We start from the raw sequence: 15,631 nt of genomic DNA on the forward strand, positions 1-15,631 counted from the left end.
GTGCACGTCTACGAGGACATCCTGGACGCCCGCGAGGGCTAACCGTCGGTCGGGCAGTGCGTGTTGGCGGCGGGCATGGTGCCCGTGCCGAGGAACGCGTCGACCGCGGTCTTGATGCAGGCGCTCTTGCCGTAGCCGGTGTGCCCGTCGCCGTCGCGGGTCAGCAGCACGGCGCCGGGCAGCGCGGCGGCCGCCTTCTGGGCCCACGGGTACGGCGTGGCGTCGTCGCCGGTGGAGCCGACCACCAGGATCGGGGCGGCGCCGGGGGCGCTGATCGGGCCGGGCGCGGCGGACGGGTGGTACGGCCAGGCGCGGCAGTCCGGGTCGAAGAGGTCGTCCTTGGTGAAGTGCTTGCTCAGGTAGGGCGCCTTCTGGTGGTCCTGCTCCAGGGCCTGGTCGACCTGCGCGTCGGTGGGCATCCCGGCGCCGAAGTCGGCGCACATCACCGCCGCGTAGGCGTCCTGCTGGTTGGCGTAGTGGCCCTTGCTGTCGCGGCCGTTGTAGTCGTCGGCGAAGCTCAGCAGGTAGTCGGGCTTGTTGCCCTTCATCGCCCAGCTCAGCGCGCCGCGCAGGTACTCCCAGGACTTGGCGCCGCCGTAGAGCATCTCCAGCGTGCCGGTCCAGCCCTGGGAGGCGGTCAGCTCGCGCCCGTCCTTGGCGGTCATCGGGTTGGCGGCCAGGCCGTCCAGGAAGTCGGCGGCCTTCTTGGCGGCGGTGGCCGGATCCTTGCCGAGCGGGCAGTTGGTCTGGGTCACGCAGTCGGCCGCCCAGTGCTCGAAGACACCCTCGAAGCCGGCCAGCTGCTGCACGTCGGAGTCGAGCAGGGACTGCGAGGGGTCCATCACCCCGTCCAGCACCAGGTGGCCGGTGCGGTCGGGGAACTGCTCGGCGTAGTCGATGCCGATGAAGGTGCCGTACGAGAAGCCCAGGTAGTTGAGCTTCTGGTCGCCGACCGCGCCGCGCAGCACGTCCAGGTCGCGGGCCACGTTCTGGGTGCCGACGAAGGGCAGCAGCTTGCCGGACTTGGCCTGGCAGCCGTCGGCCAGGGTCTTGCCCTTGTTCTGCGCCGGGTGGTCAGCGGTGTACCACGTGTCGTACCCGGCGTCGTCCAGGCAGTGCACGGGGGCGGACTTGCCGACGCCGCGCGGGTCGAACCCGATCAGGTCGAAGCGGTCGTCCAGCCCCTTCATCGAGCCGTCCGCGCCGTACAGCACCTCCTCGACGCCGGAGCCGCCCGGGCCGCCGGGGTTGACGAAGAGCGAGCCGACCCGCTGCTGCTTGCCGGTGGTCGGCCGGCGGACCAGCGCCAGGTCGATGCCGTCCGCGGCCGGGTTGGCGTAGTCCAGCGGGACGTGCGCGGTGCCGCACTGGAACTTGGTGAGGTCGATCTTCTGGTAGCTGCCGTCGTCGGTGCAGGCGCCCCAGGCGATCTGCTGGGTGTAGAAGGGCTTGAGCGCCGGGTCGTCAGCGCCGGTCGGCTTGGCGGTCGGCGTCGGCGAGGCCGACGGGGACGGCGGGGCGGAGGGCGAGGGAGTCGGGGACGCGGCTGCCGGCGTGGCGGCGGGAGTCCCCGCGGCCTTGGTCCCCCCGGACCCGCTACAACCGGCCAGTACGGTGGCCCCCAGCACGACGGGCAGGATGCGGCGCGCCAGGCGCGCTCGAGCAATGGTCACCGCAGAGAAATATCACCAGCTCTTCACACGAACTCATCCGGGGGGCTCATCCTCCTGTGCCCCACCTGTCACTCCGTCAGCCGCCGATCGCCGACATCGGGCGGTCCGGGCGGACGAAGGCCGCCGAGTTGATCTCGTGACCGGGCCCCTTGCGGGCGATGGTACGGCGCCAGGCGGTCTCGACCGCCCCGTCGTCGGCGCCGGAGCGCAGCAGCGCGCGCAGGTCCGACTCCTCGGTGGCGAAGAGGCAGTTGCGCAGCTGGCCGTCGGCGGTCAGCCGCACCCGGTCGCAGGTGCCGCAGAACGGACGGGTGACGGAGGCGATCACGCCGATCACGGTGTCCGTCCCGGCGATCCGCCACTCCTCCGCGGGCGGGGTGCCGCCGGCGGACCGCACCCGCTCCACCGGCTCCAGCTCCCAGCGCTCGCCGAGCAGTGCCAGCAGCTCGTCGGCGGTGACCATCGCCGAGCGGTCCCAGGCGCCCTGGGCGTCCAGCGGCATCGACTCGATGAACCGCATCCGGTAGCCGTGCCCGGCCGCGAACTCCACCAGGTCGGTGATCTCGTCCTCGTTCACCCCGCGGACCGGCACCGCGTTGACCTTGACCGGCGCCAGGCCGGCCGCCTTGGCGGCGGCCAGGCCGGCGAAGACGTCCTCGATCCGGTCCCGGCGGGTGAGCTCCCGGTAGCGCTCACGGCGCAGGGTGTCCAGGCTGACGTTGACCCGGTGCAGGCCGGCCGCGCGCAGGGCGCCGGCGGTGCGGGCCAGGCCGATGCCGTTGGTGGTCAGCGACAGTTCGGGGCCGAGCTCGGCCAGCCGGGCCACCAGCGCGGGCAGTCCGCGCCGCAGCAGCGGCTCGCCGCCGGTCAGCCGCACCGAGGTGATCCCCAGCCGCCGCACCGCGATCCGCACCAGCCGGACCAGCTCCTCGTCCGTCAGCACCTCGGCCCGCGGGAGCCAGTCCAGGCCCTCGGCGGGCATGCAGTAGGTGCAGCGCAGGTTGCAGCGGTCGGTCAGGGAGACCCGCAGATCGGTGTGGACCCGGCCGAAGCGGTCCGTCAGCGGGACAGGTGCGTTGTGCATGTCGGCCAGTAGAAGCCGGTTCGGCGCAAAGATCCAGCGGCGGATGGACCGGGCCTCGTCCAGGGCCGGGCGGCCCGCCTTGGCGAATCGCACAAGGCCGGCGGGCCGCCGGGCACGGCACAGTGGTGGCATGCCCGAAGCCGCTGCCGCCGCCGTCCCCGCCCTGGTGCTCGCCGCGGGCGGCGGGCGCCGGCTGGGCGGACGGCCCAAGGCGCTGCTGCCGTTCCGCGGGCGCCCGCTGGTCGAGCACGCGGTGCGCACCGTGCGGGCCGGCGGCTGCGACCCGGTGCTGGTGGTGCTCGGTGCCGAGCGGGAGCGGGCGGCGGCCGAGGCGGAGCTGGCGGGGTGCACGGTGGTGGCCAACCCGGACTGGGCCGAGGGCATGGGCTCCTCGCTGCGGGCCGGCCTGGCGGCGCTGCCGGCCGGTGCCCCGGCGGTGCTGGTCGCCCTGGTGGACACGCCCGGGGTGACCCCGGCCGCGGTGGCCCGGCTGCTGGCCGCGCACCGCGAGGGCGCCGAGCTGGCCGCGGCCGGCTACGCGGGCCGGCGCGGGCACCCGGTGCTGATCGGCGCCCGCCACCTGGCCGAGGCGGCGGCCGGCGCCACCGGCGACGCGGGCGCGCGGGCCCTGCTGGCGGCGCACCGGGCGGAACTGCTGCTGGTCGAGTGCGGCGACGTGGCGGTGCCGGACGACCTGGACACGCCGGCCGACCTGGCACGCTGGTCGGTGAGTTGACGGTCCGTCAGGTTGACTCGGGCCTCTGGCTCGCGCACCGTGACGACTCATCCGCAACGCGTGATTGACCCTGATTTGGCCCTGATCATTGCCTTAATCGGCGCCGTTCGGGCGCCGGATCGGGGACGATGGGAGGCGTCCGCCCTCCTCCACCCGATCGGACGGTGCGCGCCTTGTCCGGACAGCAACTGCCTGACGACTTCTCCGGCCCGGGCACGCCCCCCACCCCGCCCGACCTGCCGGAGGCGGTCACCAACCCGGCCGCCGCGCGGGCGATCCGCTGCCCGGCCTGCCGCCGCGAGCACGTCTACGAACCGCCGACCTTCCCGTGCCCGTGCGGGGCCGCGCTGAAGGTGCCGCTGCTGCGCGGCGGGGTGCCGGTGCAGGTGCGGTTCCGCTCCTGGGAGGACTCCTGGCTGAGCATGCGCTGCCCGCAGTGCGGCCGCTCGGACCAGTGGCCGCAGCCCGAGTTCACCTGCAACTGCGGTGCCACGGTGCGGCTTCCGGTCGACCGCGGCCCGCGCGGCGGCGCCCAGGGCTCGCGTCCGCTGGGCAGCCGGCCGGCCCCGGCCGCGCCGTTCTACGCCGAGAACGGCGCGCTCCCGCCGAGCACCGCGCGCCCGCCGGCCCGCCCCGCCTCCCCCGGTGCCCCGGGCGCCCCGCGTGACGGCCGCTGGCTGGGCCGCCCGCCGTTCCGCCCGCACCCGATCCGCAGCTCGCAGGACGCGGTGCTGGCCGCCGCCCGCTACCTGGAGTGGCTGGGCTTCGGTGACGTCGAACTGACCGAGGGCCAGGAGCGCGAGGCCGTCGGCATGCTGGGCGAGCGCCTGGTCGCCCAGGTCGACACCTGGCCCGAACAGGCCGACCTGCGCGCGGTGGAGTGCCTCTGGCTGCAGACCCTGCACACCGAGGAGGTGGCGGCGGCGATGTTCACCATGTCCGGCTACTCGCACCAGGCGACCGTGCGCGGCGAGCAGTTGCTGGTCGCCCTGTTCACCCTGGACCAGGGCGGCGTGCCGCACCCGGTGAACGGCGCGGCGGAGGCACTGCTGGAGACGGGGTGGACGTCCTGACGAGGTAGCGGAGCACCGGCCCCGGACACCGTCTCCTCCGCACACCCGGCTCGCGGGCCTGCTCCCCGTGCGCCCTCCGCGCTCCCCCGGCGAAAATCCGTGGCGCTCGTGATCTGGTGCACAAGCTCGGGGCAGGTGTTCAATTGCGATGCCCACGGCCGCGCCGTGGCACACCGCAGCACCGTGGGACACGCGCACAAGGAGGTGGCGTTGTCGGAGCACGGAACGGCCCCGCGGAGCGGGGGGACGCGCGGTACGGGTACCAGGGGGGCCGGGCGCGACAGGCCGCCCGGGGTACCACCGCACGGCGGGGGACTGCATCCGGGCACGGGCGGCCACCTCGACGAGATCACCAGCGGGACCGTCTGGCGGCTGCGCTCCCGGGCCTGCTGGGCGGAGGCCGCCGCCCAGCTGATGCCGGCTGCCGAACGGGACCCGCGCACCGCCCTGTGCCGGGCCGAACTCCTCATCGAACAGTGCCTCTACACCGCCGACCACTGGCTCGAGGCGGAGGCCGCGCTGCGGCTCGCCGAGGCGGCGGTGACCAGCACCGAACAGCGCGCCGAGGCCGCCTGCGCCCGCGGCTTCCTCGCCTACCTGGGCAGCGTGCTCGGCCCGCGCGACCGGCTCGACGAGGCCCAGGCCGCGCTCGGCCGCACCTCGGCCCTGCTCGCGCCGAGCGCCGCCGGCCGTCCGCTGCTGGACTTCCGGCGCGGCCTGGTGGCGGAGAACCTGCTGCGCGACCAGACCGCCGCCTGGATCGCCTACCGGCGGGCGCACGACGGCGCGCAGGCGCACGGCGACACCCTGCTGGCCTCCTCCACCTGGCGCCACCTGGCCGCGCTCGCGCTGGTCGGCGGCGACCGGGTGCGGGCCCGGGAGGGCTTCCTCGCCTCGCTCCAACTCCGCGAGGAGTTGGGCTTCATGGTGGGCGTGGCGCCGGCGCTGGCCGCGCTCGCCGAGGTCAGCGAGCCGGCCGAGGCGCAGCGGCTGCGGGCCGAGGCGGGCCGGCTGGTGCAGTCGCTGGGCGGGGTGCCGGTCTGGCTGGTCGGCCGGCTCGGCGAGGCGGAGCCGGCCGACCCGGCGGAGCCCGGCGGCCACCCCGGCGGTCCGCCGGGCGCCCCGCGCGGTGCGCCGCCCCGCGCCCGCCCCGGCGTACCGGGGGCGCGCCAGGCGGGGTGAGCCGCGAGGAGCGGCACGGCCCGTCCGGCCCGCACCCGAACGGCCCACTCGCCCGCGAACTCGGACGGACCGTCAGCTAAGGTGAGGCTAACCTGACCGGGTGAGGTGTGCGCACGCGCACGCCTCACCCGGTCCGCTTCGAGCCGCACCCGGGCCCGCGCGAGCACCCGGCCGACCCGCTGGGGGCACCGCCAAGATGAGCACGCGCACCGCCGCCGCCACCGTCACCGCCGCCCCGCACCCCTGCGCCACCGCCCACGCCGCCTTCACCCGGGTCTTCCCCGACCTGCGGATCCGCCTCACCGCCCCGCCACGCCCCGCCCCCGGCTGGACCGCCACCGGCGACCTGCTCGCCTCCGCCGCCCTGCGCGCCCGCCTGGTGGCCGCCGAGACCCGCCGCACCGAGCTGCGCCACGGCGCCGCCCCGCGCCCCGACGTGGCCGCCGGCTTCTGGCTGCACCGGCTGGTCTGGCCGCTCGGCCTGCTCCTCTCGCTGCCCTGGCTGCTCGACGCCCGGGTGCCGCTGCTGCCGGCCGACCGGCTCGCGCACCGCCACCCGGCGCGCGGCGGCCCCGCGGAACTGGCCGTGCTCCCGGGCGCCCCGGTGCGCTTCGCCTGCCTGCCGGACGATCCGCGCGCCGGGCACCCGGCGGCCGTCCCGGTCCCGGACCGGGCCGCCCTGGACCGCGAGCTGCGCACCGCCTTCGCCGCCCAGCTGGACCCGCTCTTCACCGCCCTCGCCCCCCAACTGCGGCGCGGCCCGCGCACCTTGTGGGGCCTGGCGACCGACGAGCTGACCGAGGGCCTGTGGTTCGCGGCGGGCCTGCTCGGCCGGGAGCGGCAGGCCGTGGAGGCGCTGTCGGCGCTGCTGCCCGGAACGGGCACGACGGCCCCCTACACCGGCGGCGCCGCCTTCCGCCGCACCCCGGCCGGCCCCTGCCGCACCCGGGTGAGCTGCTGCCTCTTCTACACCGTCCGCCCCACCGACCCCTGCACCGGCTGCCCCCGCGAGCAGCGTCCCGCGCGCTGAAAGTCGGTCAGACCATCACCCTATATTCCTGACCAAACATCAGTTCTGTCACCCTCCAGGGTATTTGACCGCAAACCACCCATCCGGGCGCCGCCCATCGGACATGATGGACCTCCCCCGGGCGGCGGCGAGCGCCACCGCCCATGCGCCGAGAGCGAGGCTGGTTCCGCGCCATGACAATGTCCGATATACCACTGGGCTGGGGCGCCGCCGCGTTCGCCGTGCTGCTGCCGGCCGCGGTGCTGCTCGCCTACCTGCGCAGCCGTGGGGGCGCCGCCGCCCGGACCGGCGACAGCTGGGAGCGCGCCGAGGAGCGGCGCCGGCGCAAGGAGTCGTTCTACGGCGGCGCCTCCTACGCCCTGCTGTTCTGCTGTGCGGCGGTGGCGGCCGCGCTCTCCTTCCACGGCCTGGTCGGCTTCGGCACCCAGAACCTGGGCCTGAGCAACGGCTGGGAGTACCTGGTCCCGTTCGGCCTGGACGGCGCGGCGATGTTCTGCTCGGTGCTCGCCGTCCGCGAGGCCAGCCACGGCGACGCGGCGCTCGGCTCCCGGCTGCTGGTCTGGCTCTTCGCCGGTGCCTCGGCCTGGTTCAACTGGGTGCACGCCCCGCGCGGCGGTGTGCACGACGGCGCCCCGCAGTTCTTCGCCGGCATGTCGCTCTCCGCCGCGGTGCTCTTCGACCGGGCGCTGAAGCAGACCCGCCGGGCGGCGCTGCGCGAGCAGGGCCTGGTGCCCCGCCCGCTGCCGCAGATCCGGATCGTCCGCTGGCTGCGCGCGCCCCGGGAGACCTTCGCCGCCTGGTCGCTGATGCTGCTGGAGAACGTCCGCAGCCTGGACGAGGCGGTGGAGGAGGTCCGCGACACCAAGCGCGAGGCGGCCGTGAACCGGGAGCGGCAGCGCCTGGTCACCCGCCGCGAGCGGGCCGAGCTGAAGGCGATCAGCCGCCGGACCGGCAGCTGGGGCCGCGGCCGGGCCGCCCGCCAGCTGGAGCCGGGTCCCTCGGAGCCCGCGATACCGACCAGCACGCCGAATCCGCCCGCCGCTGAGCCGGCCGCCGCTGGGCCGGCCGCCGCTGGGCCGGCCGCTGCTGGGCCGGGCCTGCCGACCCGCCCGGGCCGCCACGCCATCGACCTGACGGCCGAGGAGGACACCCTGACGCTGCCCCGGCTGGACTCCCTGGAGCAGAAGCTCAAGGACCTGGAGCAGCAGTTCGGCTAGCGGCTAGCGGCTGGGGCTGACCGCGGCCGGGCCCTCACTCGCCCGCGGTCAGCTCGAACCACATCCGCTTGCCGGTGCCGCGCGGTTCCACGCCCCAGGCATCGGCCAGCGCCTCCACCAGCATCAGCCCGCGCCCGGAGGAGGCCTGCTCGCCGGGCGTGCGGCGCTTGGGCCACAGGTCCGACTCGTCCTCGACCTCGATCCGCAGCCGCGGCTCGCGCCCGTCCTCGCGGTAGAGCCGGGCGGTGAACATCGCGTCCCGGTCGGTGTGCCGGATCGCGTTGGTGACCAGCTCGGAGGCGAGCAGTTCGGCGGTGTCGATCAGCTCGGCCACGCCCCAGCGGCGCAGCGCGTCCCGCAGTTCGCCGCGCAGCTCGGAGACCCGGGCCAGGTCGGCCTGCCCGATCCGGCGGCGCAGCTGCTGGGCGGCCAGCCCGCCCTCGGGCCCGTCCCAGCGGAGCAGCAGCAGCGCTATGTCGTCCTCGCGCTCGGCCGAGTCGGCGGCCCGGGCGGCGATCCGGTCGGCCAGCGCCTCGATCGGGTCCACCCCGGTGGGCTCCAGCTCGCCGGCGACCGCGGCGCAGAGCCGGCCCATCCCGGTGTCCAGGTCCATCGAGCGGGACTCGACCAGGCCGTCGGTGCAGAGCACCACGGTCTCGCCGGGGTCCAGGCTGAACCGGGTGACCTGGTACTCCTGGTCGGCGGAGATGCCCAGCGGCAGGCCGCCGACCACGGACTGCACGGCGCTGCTGCCGTCGGCCCGGCGGACCACCGGGTCCAGGTGGCCGGCCCGGACGGCGTAGACCACGCCGTAGTCGACGTTCACCTCGGCGTAGGTGCAGGTGGCGAAGTGGTCGGTGTCCAGGTCGGCGAGGAACCGGGAGGCCCGGGCCATCACGGCGGCCGGCGGGTGGCCCTCGGCGGCGTAGGCGCGCAGCGCGATCCGCAGCTGGCCCATGATGCCGGCCGCGTGCACGTCGTGGCCCTGCACGTCGCCGATCACCAGGCCGACGTGCCCGCCGGGCAGCGGCACCACGTCGTACCAGTCGCCGCCGATCTGCAGGCCGGAGCCGGCCGGCAGGTAGCGCACGGCGGTGGTGACGCCGGGGACGGCCGGCACGGTGCGCGGCAGCATCACCCGCTGCAGGCCGGCCGCCAGCTCGTGCTCGGCGTCGTGCAGCCGGGCCCGGGCGAGCGACTGGGCGACCAGGCCGCCGAGGGTGGAGAGCAGGGTGCGCTCGTCGGCGTCGAGTTCGCGCGCCTCGTCGAAGCTGACCACGCAGAGCCCGTTGGCCCGGCCGCTGGCCACCAGGGGCAGGAAGGCCCAGGCGGCGCGGCCGGTGGAGGAGGCCCGGGTCCAGGCCTCGGGGTAGCGCTCCTGGTATTCGGCGCGGCTGGAGAGGAAGACCGGCAGCCGGCTGCGGATCGCCTCGGCGGCGGGCTGGAAGGGCTCCAGCGGGGCCCGGTCGTAGGGGGTGACGTCCTCGGGGGTGTAGCCGCTGGCGCCGAGGATCCGCAGCCGGCCGGTCTCGAAGGCGGCCAGCACCAGGCCGTCGGGCGGCAGTCCGGGCAGCGGCAGCTCGGTGAAGACCCGGGCCACGTCGCGCACCGTGACCGCCTCGGAGAGCGCCCGGGCGGCCTCCTTGATGAACCGGGAGCGCTCCTCGCGCAGCTGGGCCTTCCGGCCGGCGTCGGCCCGCTTGTGCAGTTCGGCGGTGGCGTCCCAGACGAAGCCGACCATCCGGGAGGGGCGCCCGAAGGCGTCGGCCAGCACCCGGCCGCGGAACCGCACCGCGTGCAGCGCGCCGCCGGGGAAGACGGTCCGGTAGTAGGCGCCGCACTGGCCCAGTTCGGCCACCGCGCGCTCGACCCGGCGGCGCACCACGGGCGCGTCCTCGGGGTGCAGCAGGGCCAGGAAGGCCTCGGAGCTCAGGCTGAGGCTGGCGCCCCCGGAGCCGATGATGGCGGCGGCCCGCTGGTCGGCCTCGATCAGGTCGCGGCGGATGTCCCAGTCGAAGGAGCCGATGCCGTTGGCCGCCATCGCCGGTTCCAGCCACTCGGGCGTGGAGTCGCCGCTGCGGCCGGGGGCGGGTGCGGCGACGGGCAGCACGGCCGGCACGGTGGCTCGGCCGGTCGCCAGGCTCGTCGTGGCCCGCGGTCCCGTCCGCCGCCCACCCTGGGCCGGCGGACCGATCGGACGACGTGCGGGCCCTTGCGGCTCGGGCTCAGTCGCCATTGTTCTCCTGCCCCTGCCAGGTCCGGACACACATTCTGACCATCCTGTCGAATGTTCGGGCCCGGGGCAATGCCGCCACGGCAGGACAAACCACCCTGGTCACTCCCACCCCACGCGACCCTCGTCACACCCCTGCCCTGGTCTGCGCTCAGATCCGCAGCTCGAACCAGGCGGTCTTGCCGTCGGCCCGCAGCCGCACTCCCCAGCGGTCGGCCAGCGCCTCCACCAGCAGCAGCCCGCGCCCGCTGGTCGCGTCCGCGTCGGCGGACCGGGGCGCCGGCAGGCCGCCGCCCTCGTCCCGGACCTCGACCAGCAGCCCGCCGGCGCCGGTCGGCGCGGCGTCCAGGACGGCGCCGGCGCCGGTGTGCAACAGCGCGTTGGTGACCAGCTCGCTGGCCAGCAGCTCGGCCGTGTCGGCCAGCTCGGCCAGCCCCCAGTCGGCCAGTGCGGCCCTCAGCCGGGCCCGGAGCGGCGCCAGCGCGGCCAGGTCCGCGGGCGCGACCGCGCAGTGCAGCGCGCACGCGGCGCGCGGGGTGTCGAACTGTTGCCGGCTGTCCATCAGGCCCGCCCCCCAGCTGTGCCCGGTTCGTTCCGCTCCATCCTGCGGGGCGGCGCTCACCGCACGCAACGGTGCACCGGGGGGCTCGCGAGGCACGCACTGCTGACACTCTGTCAACTACGCCCCCGCGCGATCTCCGCCGCGCCGTCCGGCGCCAGCAGTCCCCCGCTCGCCCGCTCGGCCCAGCCGTCCCCGGGCGTCCCGGCGCGCCGAGCGGGCGGAACCGGACGGGCCGGGCAAGGCTGGACACGGCGACCCGTTCCGGGTTCAATGGCCGACACCGAGTTTGAACGCCGTTCTAACCTTCAGCGAGGCGAGGCACCGTGCGACTCACCCCCACCGAACGGGACCGGCTGCTGATCTTCACAGCCGCCGAGCTGGCCCGCGCCCGCCGCGCCCGGGGCCTGCGGCTCAACGTCCCCGAAGCCACCGCGCTGATCGCCGACACCGTCTGCGAGGCCGCCCGGGACGGCCGCCGGCTGGCCGACGCGGTCGAGGCCGGCCGCTCCGTGCTCGGCCCGCAGGACGTGCTGCCCGGCGTGGCCGACATCGTCACGGTGATCCAGGTCGAGGCGGTCTTCGAGGACGGCACCCGGCTCGCCGTGGTCAACGACCCGTTCCGCGGCGCCGGCTCGCTCGGCGAGGACGGCCCCGGCGCCGCCCTGCCCGGTGCCGGCGAGGGCTACGACCCGGTCGAGGAGACCGTGCTGCTGCCGGTCCACAACACCTCCGCGGTGCCGATCTCGGTCACCTCGCACTACCACTTCTTCGAGGTCAACCCCCGGCTGGCCTTCGACCGGGCCGCCGCCTACGGCACCCGGCTCGCGGTGCCGGCCGGCTCCTCGGTCCGCTTCGACCCCGGCGCCGTGGTCGAGGTCGGCCTGGTCCCGATCGGCGGCGACCGGGTCGCGATCGGCTTCGCCGGCCTGGTCGACGGACCGCTCGACGCCCCCGGCGCCCGCGAGGCCGCGCTCGAGAAGGCCCGCGCCACCGGCTACCTGGTCAGCTACGACGACGCGGAGACCGAGCAATGAGCAGCATCACGCCGCACGACTACATCTCGGTGCACGGCCCCCGCCGCGGCGACCGGATCCGGCTCGGCGACTCCGGCCTGATCATCCGGGTCGAGGCCGACTCCCAGCACCCCGGCGACGAGTTCCTGGCCGGCTTCGGCAAGACCGCCCGGGACGGCCTGCACCTCAAGGCCGCCACCGTGCGCGCCACCTGCGACGTGGTGGTCAGCAACGTGCTGGTGATCGACGCCGTCCAGGGCATCGTGAAGACCTCGATCGGGCTGGTCGACGGCCGGATCGCGGCGATCGGGCGGGCCGGCAACCCCGACACCATGGACGGCGTGGAGGTGGTGGTCGGCACCGGCACCACCATCGTCTCCGGCGAGGGCCTGATCGCCACGGCCGGTGCCATCGACACCCATGTCCACCTGCTCTCGCCGCGGATCATGGAGGCCTCGCTGGCCTCCGGCGTCACCACCGTCATCGGCCAGGAGTTCGGCCCGGTCTGGGGCGTGGGCGTCAACTCGCCCTGGGCACTGCGCCACGCCTTCAACGCCTTCGACGCCTGGCCGGTCAACATCGGCTTCCTCGGCCGCGGCTCCTCCTCCGACCCCGGCCCGCTGGTGGAGGCGCTGGCCGAGGGCGGCGCCAGCGGCTTCAAGGTGCACGAGGACATGGGCGCGCACACCCGGGCGCTGGACACCGCGCTGCGGGTCGCCGAGGAGCACGACGTCCAAGTGGCGCTGCACACCGACGGACTGAACGAGTGCCTCTCCGTCGAGGACACCCTCGCGGTGCTGGAGGGCCGCACCATCCACGCCTTCCACATCGAGGGCTGCGGCGGCGGCCACGTGCCCAACGTGCTGAAGATGGCCGGCGTCGCCAACGTCATCGGCTCCTCCACCAACCCCACCCTCCCCTACGGCCGGGACGCCCTGGCCGAGGCGGCCGGCATGATCGTCTCCGCCCACGACCTCAAGCTGGACCTGCCCGGCGACGCCGCGATGGCCCGCGACCGGGTCCGGGCCGGCACCATGGGCGCCGAGAGCGTGCTGCACGACCTCGGCCTGATCGGCATCACCTCCTCCGACGCCCAGGGCATGGGCCGGGCCGGCGAGACCGTGCGCCGCACCTTCGCCATGGCCGGCCGGATGAAGGACGTCCGCGGCCCGCTGGACGGGCCGGACGGCGGGTACGGCACCCGGGAGAGCGGCGACGACAACGAGCGGGTGCTGCGCTACATCGCCAAGCTGACCATCAACCCCGCGATCGCCCACGGGCTTTCGCACGAGGTCGGCTCGATCGAGGTGGGCAAGCTGGCCGACATCGTGCTCTGGCGCCCCGACCACTTCGGCGCCAAGCCGCAGCTGGTGCTGAAGGCCGGCTTCCCCGCCTACGGCGTGGTCGGCGATCCCAACGCCTCCACCGACCGCTGCGAACCCCTGGTCCTCGGCCCGCAGTTCGGCGCCCACGGCGCGACCGCCGCGGACCTCTCGGTCGCCTTCGTCGCCCGGGCCGCTGCGGACGGCGCCTACCTCGACCGTCCCGCCGACCAACTCCCCACCCGCCGCCGCCGGGTGGCCGTCCGGGGCACCCGGGGCATCGGCCCGCGCGACATGGTGCGCAACGCCCGCACCGGCCGGGTCGGCGTCGACGCCGCCACCGGCCTGGTCTCGCTGGACGGCGACCCCCTGCGCGCCGACCCGGCCGAGAGCGTCTCGCTCAGCCGCCTCTACTTCCTCTGAACTCCCCCACCAAGGCTAGGACTCCGCCATCATGACCACCCCCGCCGAGCTCGGCTACCGGATGCCCGCCGAATGGCACCCGCACGAGCGCACCTGGATGGCCTTCCCCACCCCCAACCAGACCTTCGACACCCCGGAGCGCCTGCACGCCGCCCGCACCGCCTGGGCCCGGGTGGCGAACACCATCGCGCGCTACGAGCCGGTCACCCTGGTGGTCAACCCCGGTGAGACGGCCGCCGCCCGCGAGTACCTGGAGGCCGGCGTCGAGGTGGTCGAACGCCCGCTGGACGACGCCTGGATGCGCGACATCGGCCCCAGCTTCCTGCTCGGCCCGGACGGCCGGCTCGGCGCCGCCGACTGGGTCTTCAACGGCTGGGGCGCCCAGTCCTGGGCCAGTTGGGAGAACGACCAGCACATCGCCGAGCGGGTCGTGGAGCTGACCGGCGCCCAGCGCTTCGCCTCCCGGCTGATCAACGAGGGCGGCGGCATCCACGTCGACGGCGAGGGCACCGTCCTGGTCACCGAGACGGTGCAGCTGGGCGAGGGCCGCAACTCCGACTGGACCAAGGAGCAGGTCGAGGCCGAGCTGCACGCCCACCTCGGCACCACCAAGGCGATCTGGCTGCCCCGCGGACTCACCCGCGACTACGACGAGTTCGGCACCCGCGGCCACATCGACATCGTCGCCTCCTTCGCCCGCCCCGGCACCGTGCTGGCCCACGTCCAGCCCGACCCGGCCCACCCGGACCACGCCGTCTGCCAGGAGCTGGTGGCGATCCTGCGCGCCGCCACCGACGCCAAGGGCCGCCCGCTGGAGGTGATCGAGGTGCCCGCCCCGACCGTGCTGCACGACGAGGACGGCGAGCCGGTCGACTACTCCTACATCAACCACTACCTCGCCAACGGCGCCGTCATCCTCTGCGCCTTCGACGACCCGCGCGACGCCGAGGCCGCCGCGATCCTCGGCAAGGCCTTCCCCGGCCGCACCGTCGAACTCGTCGACGCCCGGGAGATCTTCGCCAACGGCGGCGGCGTGCACTGCATCACCCAGCAGCAGCCGCAGGCCTGACGCGCGGCGCGGCCGGACCCGGTCGGATCTCCTGGGCCGGGGCCGGCCGCGCACCGTCGTCACTGCGCCTTCAGCACGGCCTCCACCCGGTAGCCCACCGGGATCGAGTCGGCCGTGTCGGTGGCCGAGGCGGGGACCCGGCAGATCGATATCTTGTCGTCGCCCGCCCAGGCGTCGATCCGGGCCACCGACTCCGCGGACCTCACCACCAGCGACTCCACCCGCCAGCCGCCGCCGTTGTTGGAGTTGTGGATCGCCACCCGCAGGTTGGCGTCGCCGAAGTCCGAGCCGAAGGCGTAGAACACCCGGCCCCAGCCGATCTCCGGGTCGTTGTCCCAGACCGGCGGCAGGATCAGGATGGTGGCGTTCTTCCCGGTCGGGTTGCCCGCCGGGTCGGTGCCGAACCCGGGCAGGACCTGCCCCATCGTCAGGGCCATGGCTACCTCACTTCTTCGTCGAGCCGGCGCCGGTCCATCGGGCGCGCCGGTGCGGGAACGGGGGCCTGCACCGGCGCGGGGTCCACGCCGGGCCAGTAGTCGGCCACGATCGAGAGGTCCCAGGAGTCGGTGGAGCGGTACTGCTTGGCCACCGCCCCGGCCGGGATCGCCGCCACGCCGTCGTACTGCGCGATCCAGTAGTGCGGCGCCGCCACCCCGGCGGCGGCGAACGCCTGCCGGACGGCCGGCCAGGTGTCGGTGTTGCAGTACACCGTCGGGTCGACCCCGTGCGAGCGGCGCATCCGCACCCAGCCGGGCGCCTGCGCGGGCGTGGCATCGCCGTTCTCCACGTCCAGCACCACCCCGGCGTCGGTGCTCGCGAAGACGGCGATCGCCACCCGCACCGCCGACGGGAACCGGGCGGCGAGCGCGGTCAGGTTGGCGTAGCGCCCGTCCACGTAGCCGGCCACCATCGGGGCTCCGGCCGGAATGCTGGACGGGCTGACGCTGTCGTACATGCTGCGGGTCATCAGGCGCTCCCAGGATCAGCGGCAGGCGCACGGTAGCAGATCCACTT

The 15,631-nt window shown here is 75.2% G+C and carries 14 protein-coding genes; 8 read left to right on the plus strand and 6 right to left on the minus strand.

Translation table 11 applies throughout. The features are described 5' to 3' along the window. Positions 1-38: 38 nt before the first annotated feature. On the minus strand, positions 39-1,673 hold the full coding sequence (locus ACFYNO_RS01665) for an alpha/beta hydrolase (RefSeq protein ID WP_388003449.1): 1,635 nt from the start codon (positions 1,671-1,673) through the stop codon (positions 39-41). A gap of 76 nt (positions 1,674-1,749) precedes the next feature. After that, on the minus strand, positions 1,750-2,757 hold the full coding sequence (gene moaA, locus ACFYNO_RS01670) for a GTP 3',8-cyclase MoaA (RefSeq protein ID WP_388003452.1): 1,008 nt from the start codon (positions 2,755-2,757) through the stop codon (positions 1,750-1,752). A gap of 130 nt (positions 2,758-2,887) precedes the next feature. Here moaA and ACFYNO_RS01675 point away from each other — a divergent pair, with 130 nt between their 5' ends. The 5 genes from ACFYNO_RS01675 to ACFYNO_RS01695 all read left to right on the plus strand — a co-directional run bounded on the left by ACFYNO_RS01675 (position 2,888) and on the right by ACFYNO_RS01695 (position 7,995). Next, positions 2,888-3,493: an NTP transferase domain-containing protein gene (locus tag ACFYNO_RS01675; protein WP_388003455.1), complete on the plus strand. Its 606-nt coding sequence runs from the start codon at positions 2,888-2,890 to the stop codon at positions 3,491-3,493. 173 nt (positions 3,494-3,666) lie between these two features. After that, complete coding sequence (locus ACFYNO_RS01680) at positions 3,667-4,566, plus strand: hypothetical protein (RefSeq protein WP_388003458.1); 900 nt, start codon at positions 3,667-3,669, stop codon at positions 4,564-4,566. A 315-nt stretch (positions 4,567-4,881) separates the two neighbouring features. Then, entirely contained in the window at positions 4,882-5,748 is an 867-nt protein-coding gene (locus ACFYNO_RS01685; RefSeq protein ID WP_388004299.1) for a hypothetical protein, read from the plus strand. Between the two features lie 196 nt (positions 5,749-5,944). Further along, positions 5,945-6,778 (plus strand): iron-sulfur protein, encoded by an 834-nt coding sequence (locus ACFYNO_RS01690; protein WP_388003461.1) that lies wholly within the window; start codon positions 5,945-5,947, stop codon positions 6,776-6,778. Positions 6,779-6,951: 173 nt separating this feature from the next. Beyond that, a complete protein-coding gene (locus ACFYNO_RS01695) occupies positions 6,952-7,995 on the plus strand; it encodes a DUF2637 domain-containing protein (protein WP_388003464.1) in 1,044 nt (347 codons plus the stop codon). 34 nt (positions 7,996-8,029) lie between these two features. Here ACFYNO_RS01695 and ACFYNO_RS01700 read toward each other — a convergent pair whose 3' ends face one another. Next, positions 8,030-10,105 carry a SpoIIE family protein phosphatase gene (locus ACFYNO_RS01700; RefSeq protein WP_388003467.1) on the minus strand — a complete coding sequence of 692 codons (2,076 nt, stop codon included), beginning with the start codon at positions 10,103-10,105 and terminating at the stop codon, positions 8,030-8,032. A 274-nt stretch (positions 10,106-10,379) separates the two neighbouring features. Beyond that, a complete protein-coding gene (locus ACFYNO_RS01705; protein WP_388003470.1) occupies positions 10,380-10,790 on the minus strand; it encodes an ATP-binding protein in 411 nt (136 codons plus the stop codon). Between the two features lie 323 nt (positions 10,791-11,113). Between ACFYNO_RS01705 and ureA the strand changes: the two genes are divergently transcribed. From ureA to ACFYNO_RS01720, 3 genes are read left to right on the plus strand one after another with little or no spacing between them, the layout of a single operon-like run. Continuing rightward, positions 11,114-11,824, plus strand: a complete 711-nt coding sequence (gene ureA, locus ACFYNO_RS01710; protein WP_388003473.1) for an urease subunit gamma — start codon at positions 11,114-11,116, stop codon at positions 11,822-11,824. Further along, positions 11,821-13,548, plus strand: a complete 1,728-nt coding sequence (locus ACFYNO_RS01715; protein ID WP_388003476.1) for an urease subunit alpha — start codon at positions 11,821-11,823, stop codon at positions 13,546-13,548. Before ureA ends, ACFYNO_RS01715 begins: the two co-directional genes overlap by 4 nt. 31 nt (positions 13,549-13,579) lie before the next feature. Continuing rightward, the gene (locus tag ACFYNO_RS01720; protein WP_388003479.1) at positions 13,580-14,617 is read left to right on the plus strand and encodes an agmatine/peptidylarginine deiminase; all 1,038 of its coding nucleotides are present in this window, start codon (positions 13,580-13,582) and stop codon (positions 14,615-14,617) included. A gap of 59 nt (positions 14,618-14,676) precedes the next feature. Here ACFYNO_RS01720 and ACFYNO_RS01725 read toward each other — a convergent pair whose 3' ends face one another. Both ACFYNO_RS01725 and ACFYNO_RS01730 read right to left on the minus strand, forming a co-directional pair. Then, positions 14,677-15,054 carry a hypothetical protein gene (locus ACFYNO_RS01725; protein ID WP_388003482.1) on the minus strand — a complete coding sequence of 126 codons (378 nt, stop codon included), beginning with the start codon at positions 15,052-15,054 and terminating at the stop codon, positions 14,677-14,679. A gap of 2 nt (positions 15,055-15,056) precedes the next feature. Next, entirely contained in the window at positions 15,057-15,584 is a 528-nt protein-coding gene (locus ACFYNO_RS01730) for a hypothetical protein (RefSeq protein ID WP_388003485.1), read from the minus strand. Between the last annotated feature and the right edge of the window lie 47 nt (positions 15,585-15,631).

The sequence above is a fragment of the Kitasatospora sp. NPDC006697 genome (assembly GCF_042869935.1).
Taxonomy (GTDB): Bacteria; Actinomycetota; Actinomycetes; order Streptomycetales; family Streptomycetaceae; genus Kitasatospora.

Coding starts and splice junctions, on each gene's coding strand:
- moaA (WP_388003452.1), bottom strand. CDS start 2,757: ATGCACAACGCACCTGTCCCGCTGACGGACCGCTTCGGCCGGGTCCAC.
- ACFYNO_RS01675 (WP_388003455.1), top strand. CDS start 2,888: ATGCCCGAAGCCGCTGCCGCCGCCGTCCCCGCCCTGGTGCTCGCCGCG.
- ACFYNO_RS01690 (WP_388003461.1), top strand. CDS start 5,945: ATGAGCACGCGCACCGCCGCCGCCACCGTCACCGCCGCCCCGCACCCC.
- ACFYNO_RS01695 (WP_388003464.1), top strand. CDS start 6,952: ATGACAATGTCCGATATACCACTGGGCTGGGGCGCCGCCGCGTTCGCC.
- ACFYNO_RS01705 (WP_388003470.1), bottom strand. CDS start 10,790: ATGGACAGCCGGCAACAGTTCGACACCCCGCGCGCCGCGTGCGCGCTG.
- ACFYNO_RS01715 (WP_388003476.1), top strand. CDS start 11,821: ATGAGCAGCATCACGCCGCACGACTACATCTCGGTGCACGGCCCCCGC.
- ACFYNO_RS01720 (WP_388003479.1), top strand. CDS start 13,580: ATGACCACCCCCGCCGAGCTCGGCTACCGGATGCCCGCCGAATGGCAC.
- ACFYNO_RS01725 (WP_388003482.1), bottom strand. CDS start 15,054: ATGGCCCTGACGATGGGGCAGGTCCTGCCCGGGTTCGGCACCGACCCG.
- ACFYNO_RS01730 (WP_388003485.1), bottom strand. CDS start 15,584: ATGACCCGCAGCATGTACGACAGCGTCAGCCCGTCCAGCATTCCGGCC.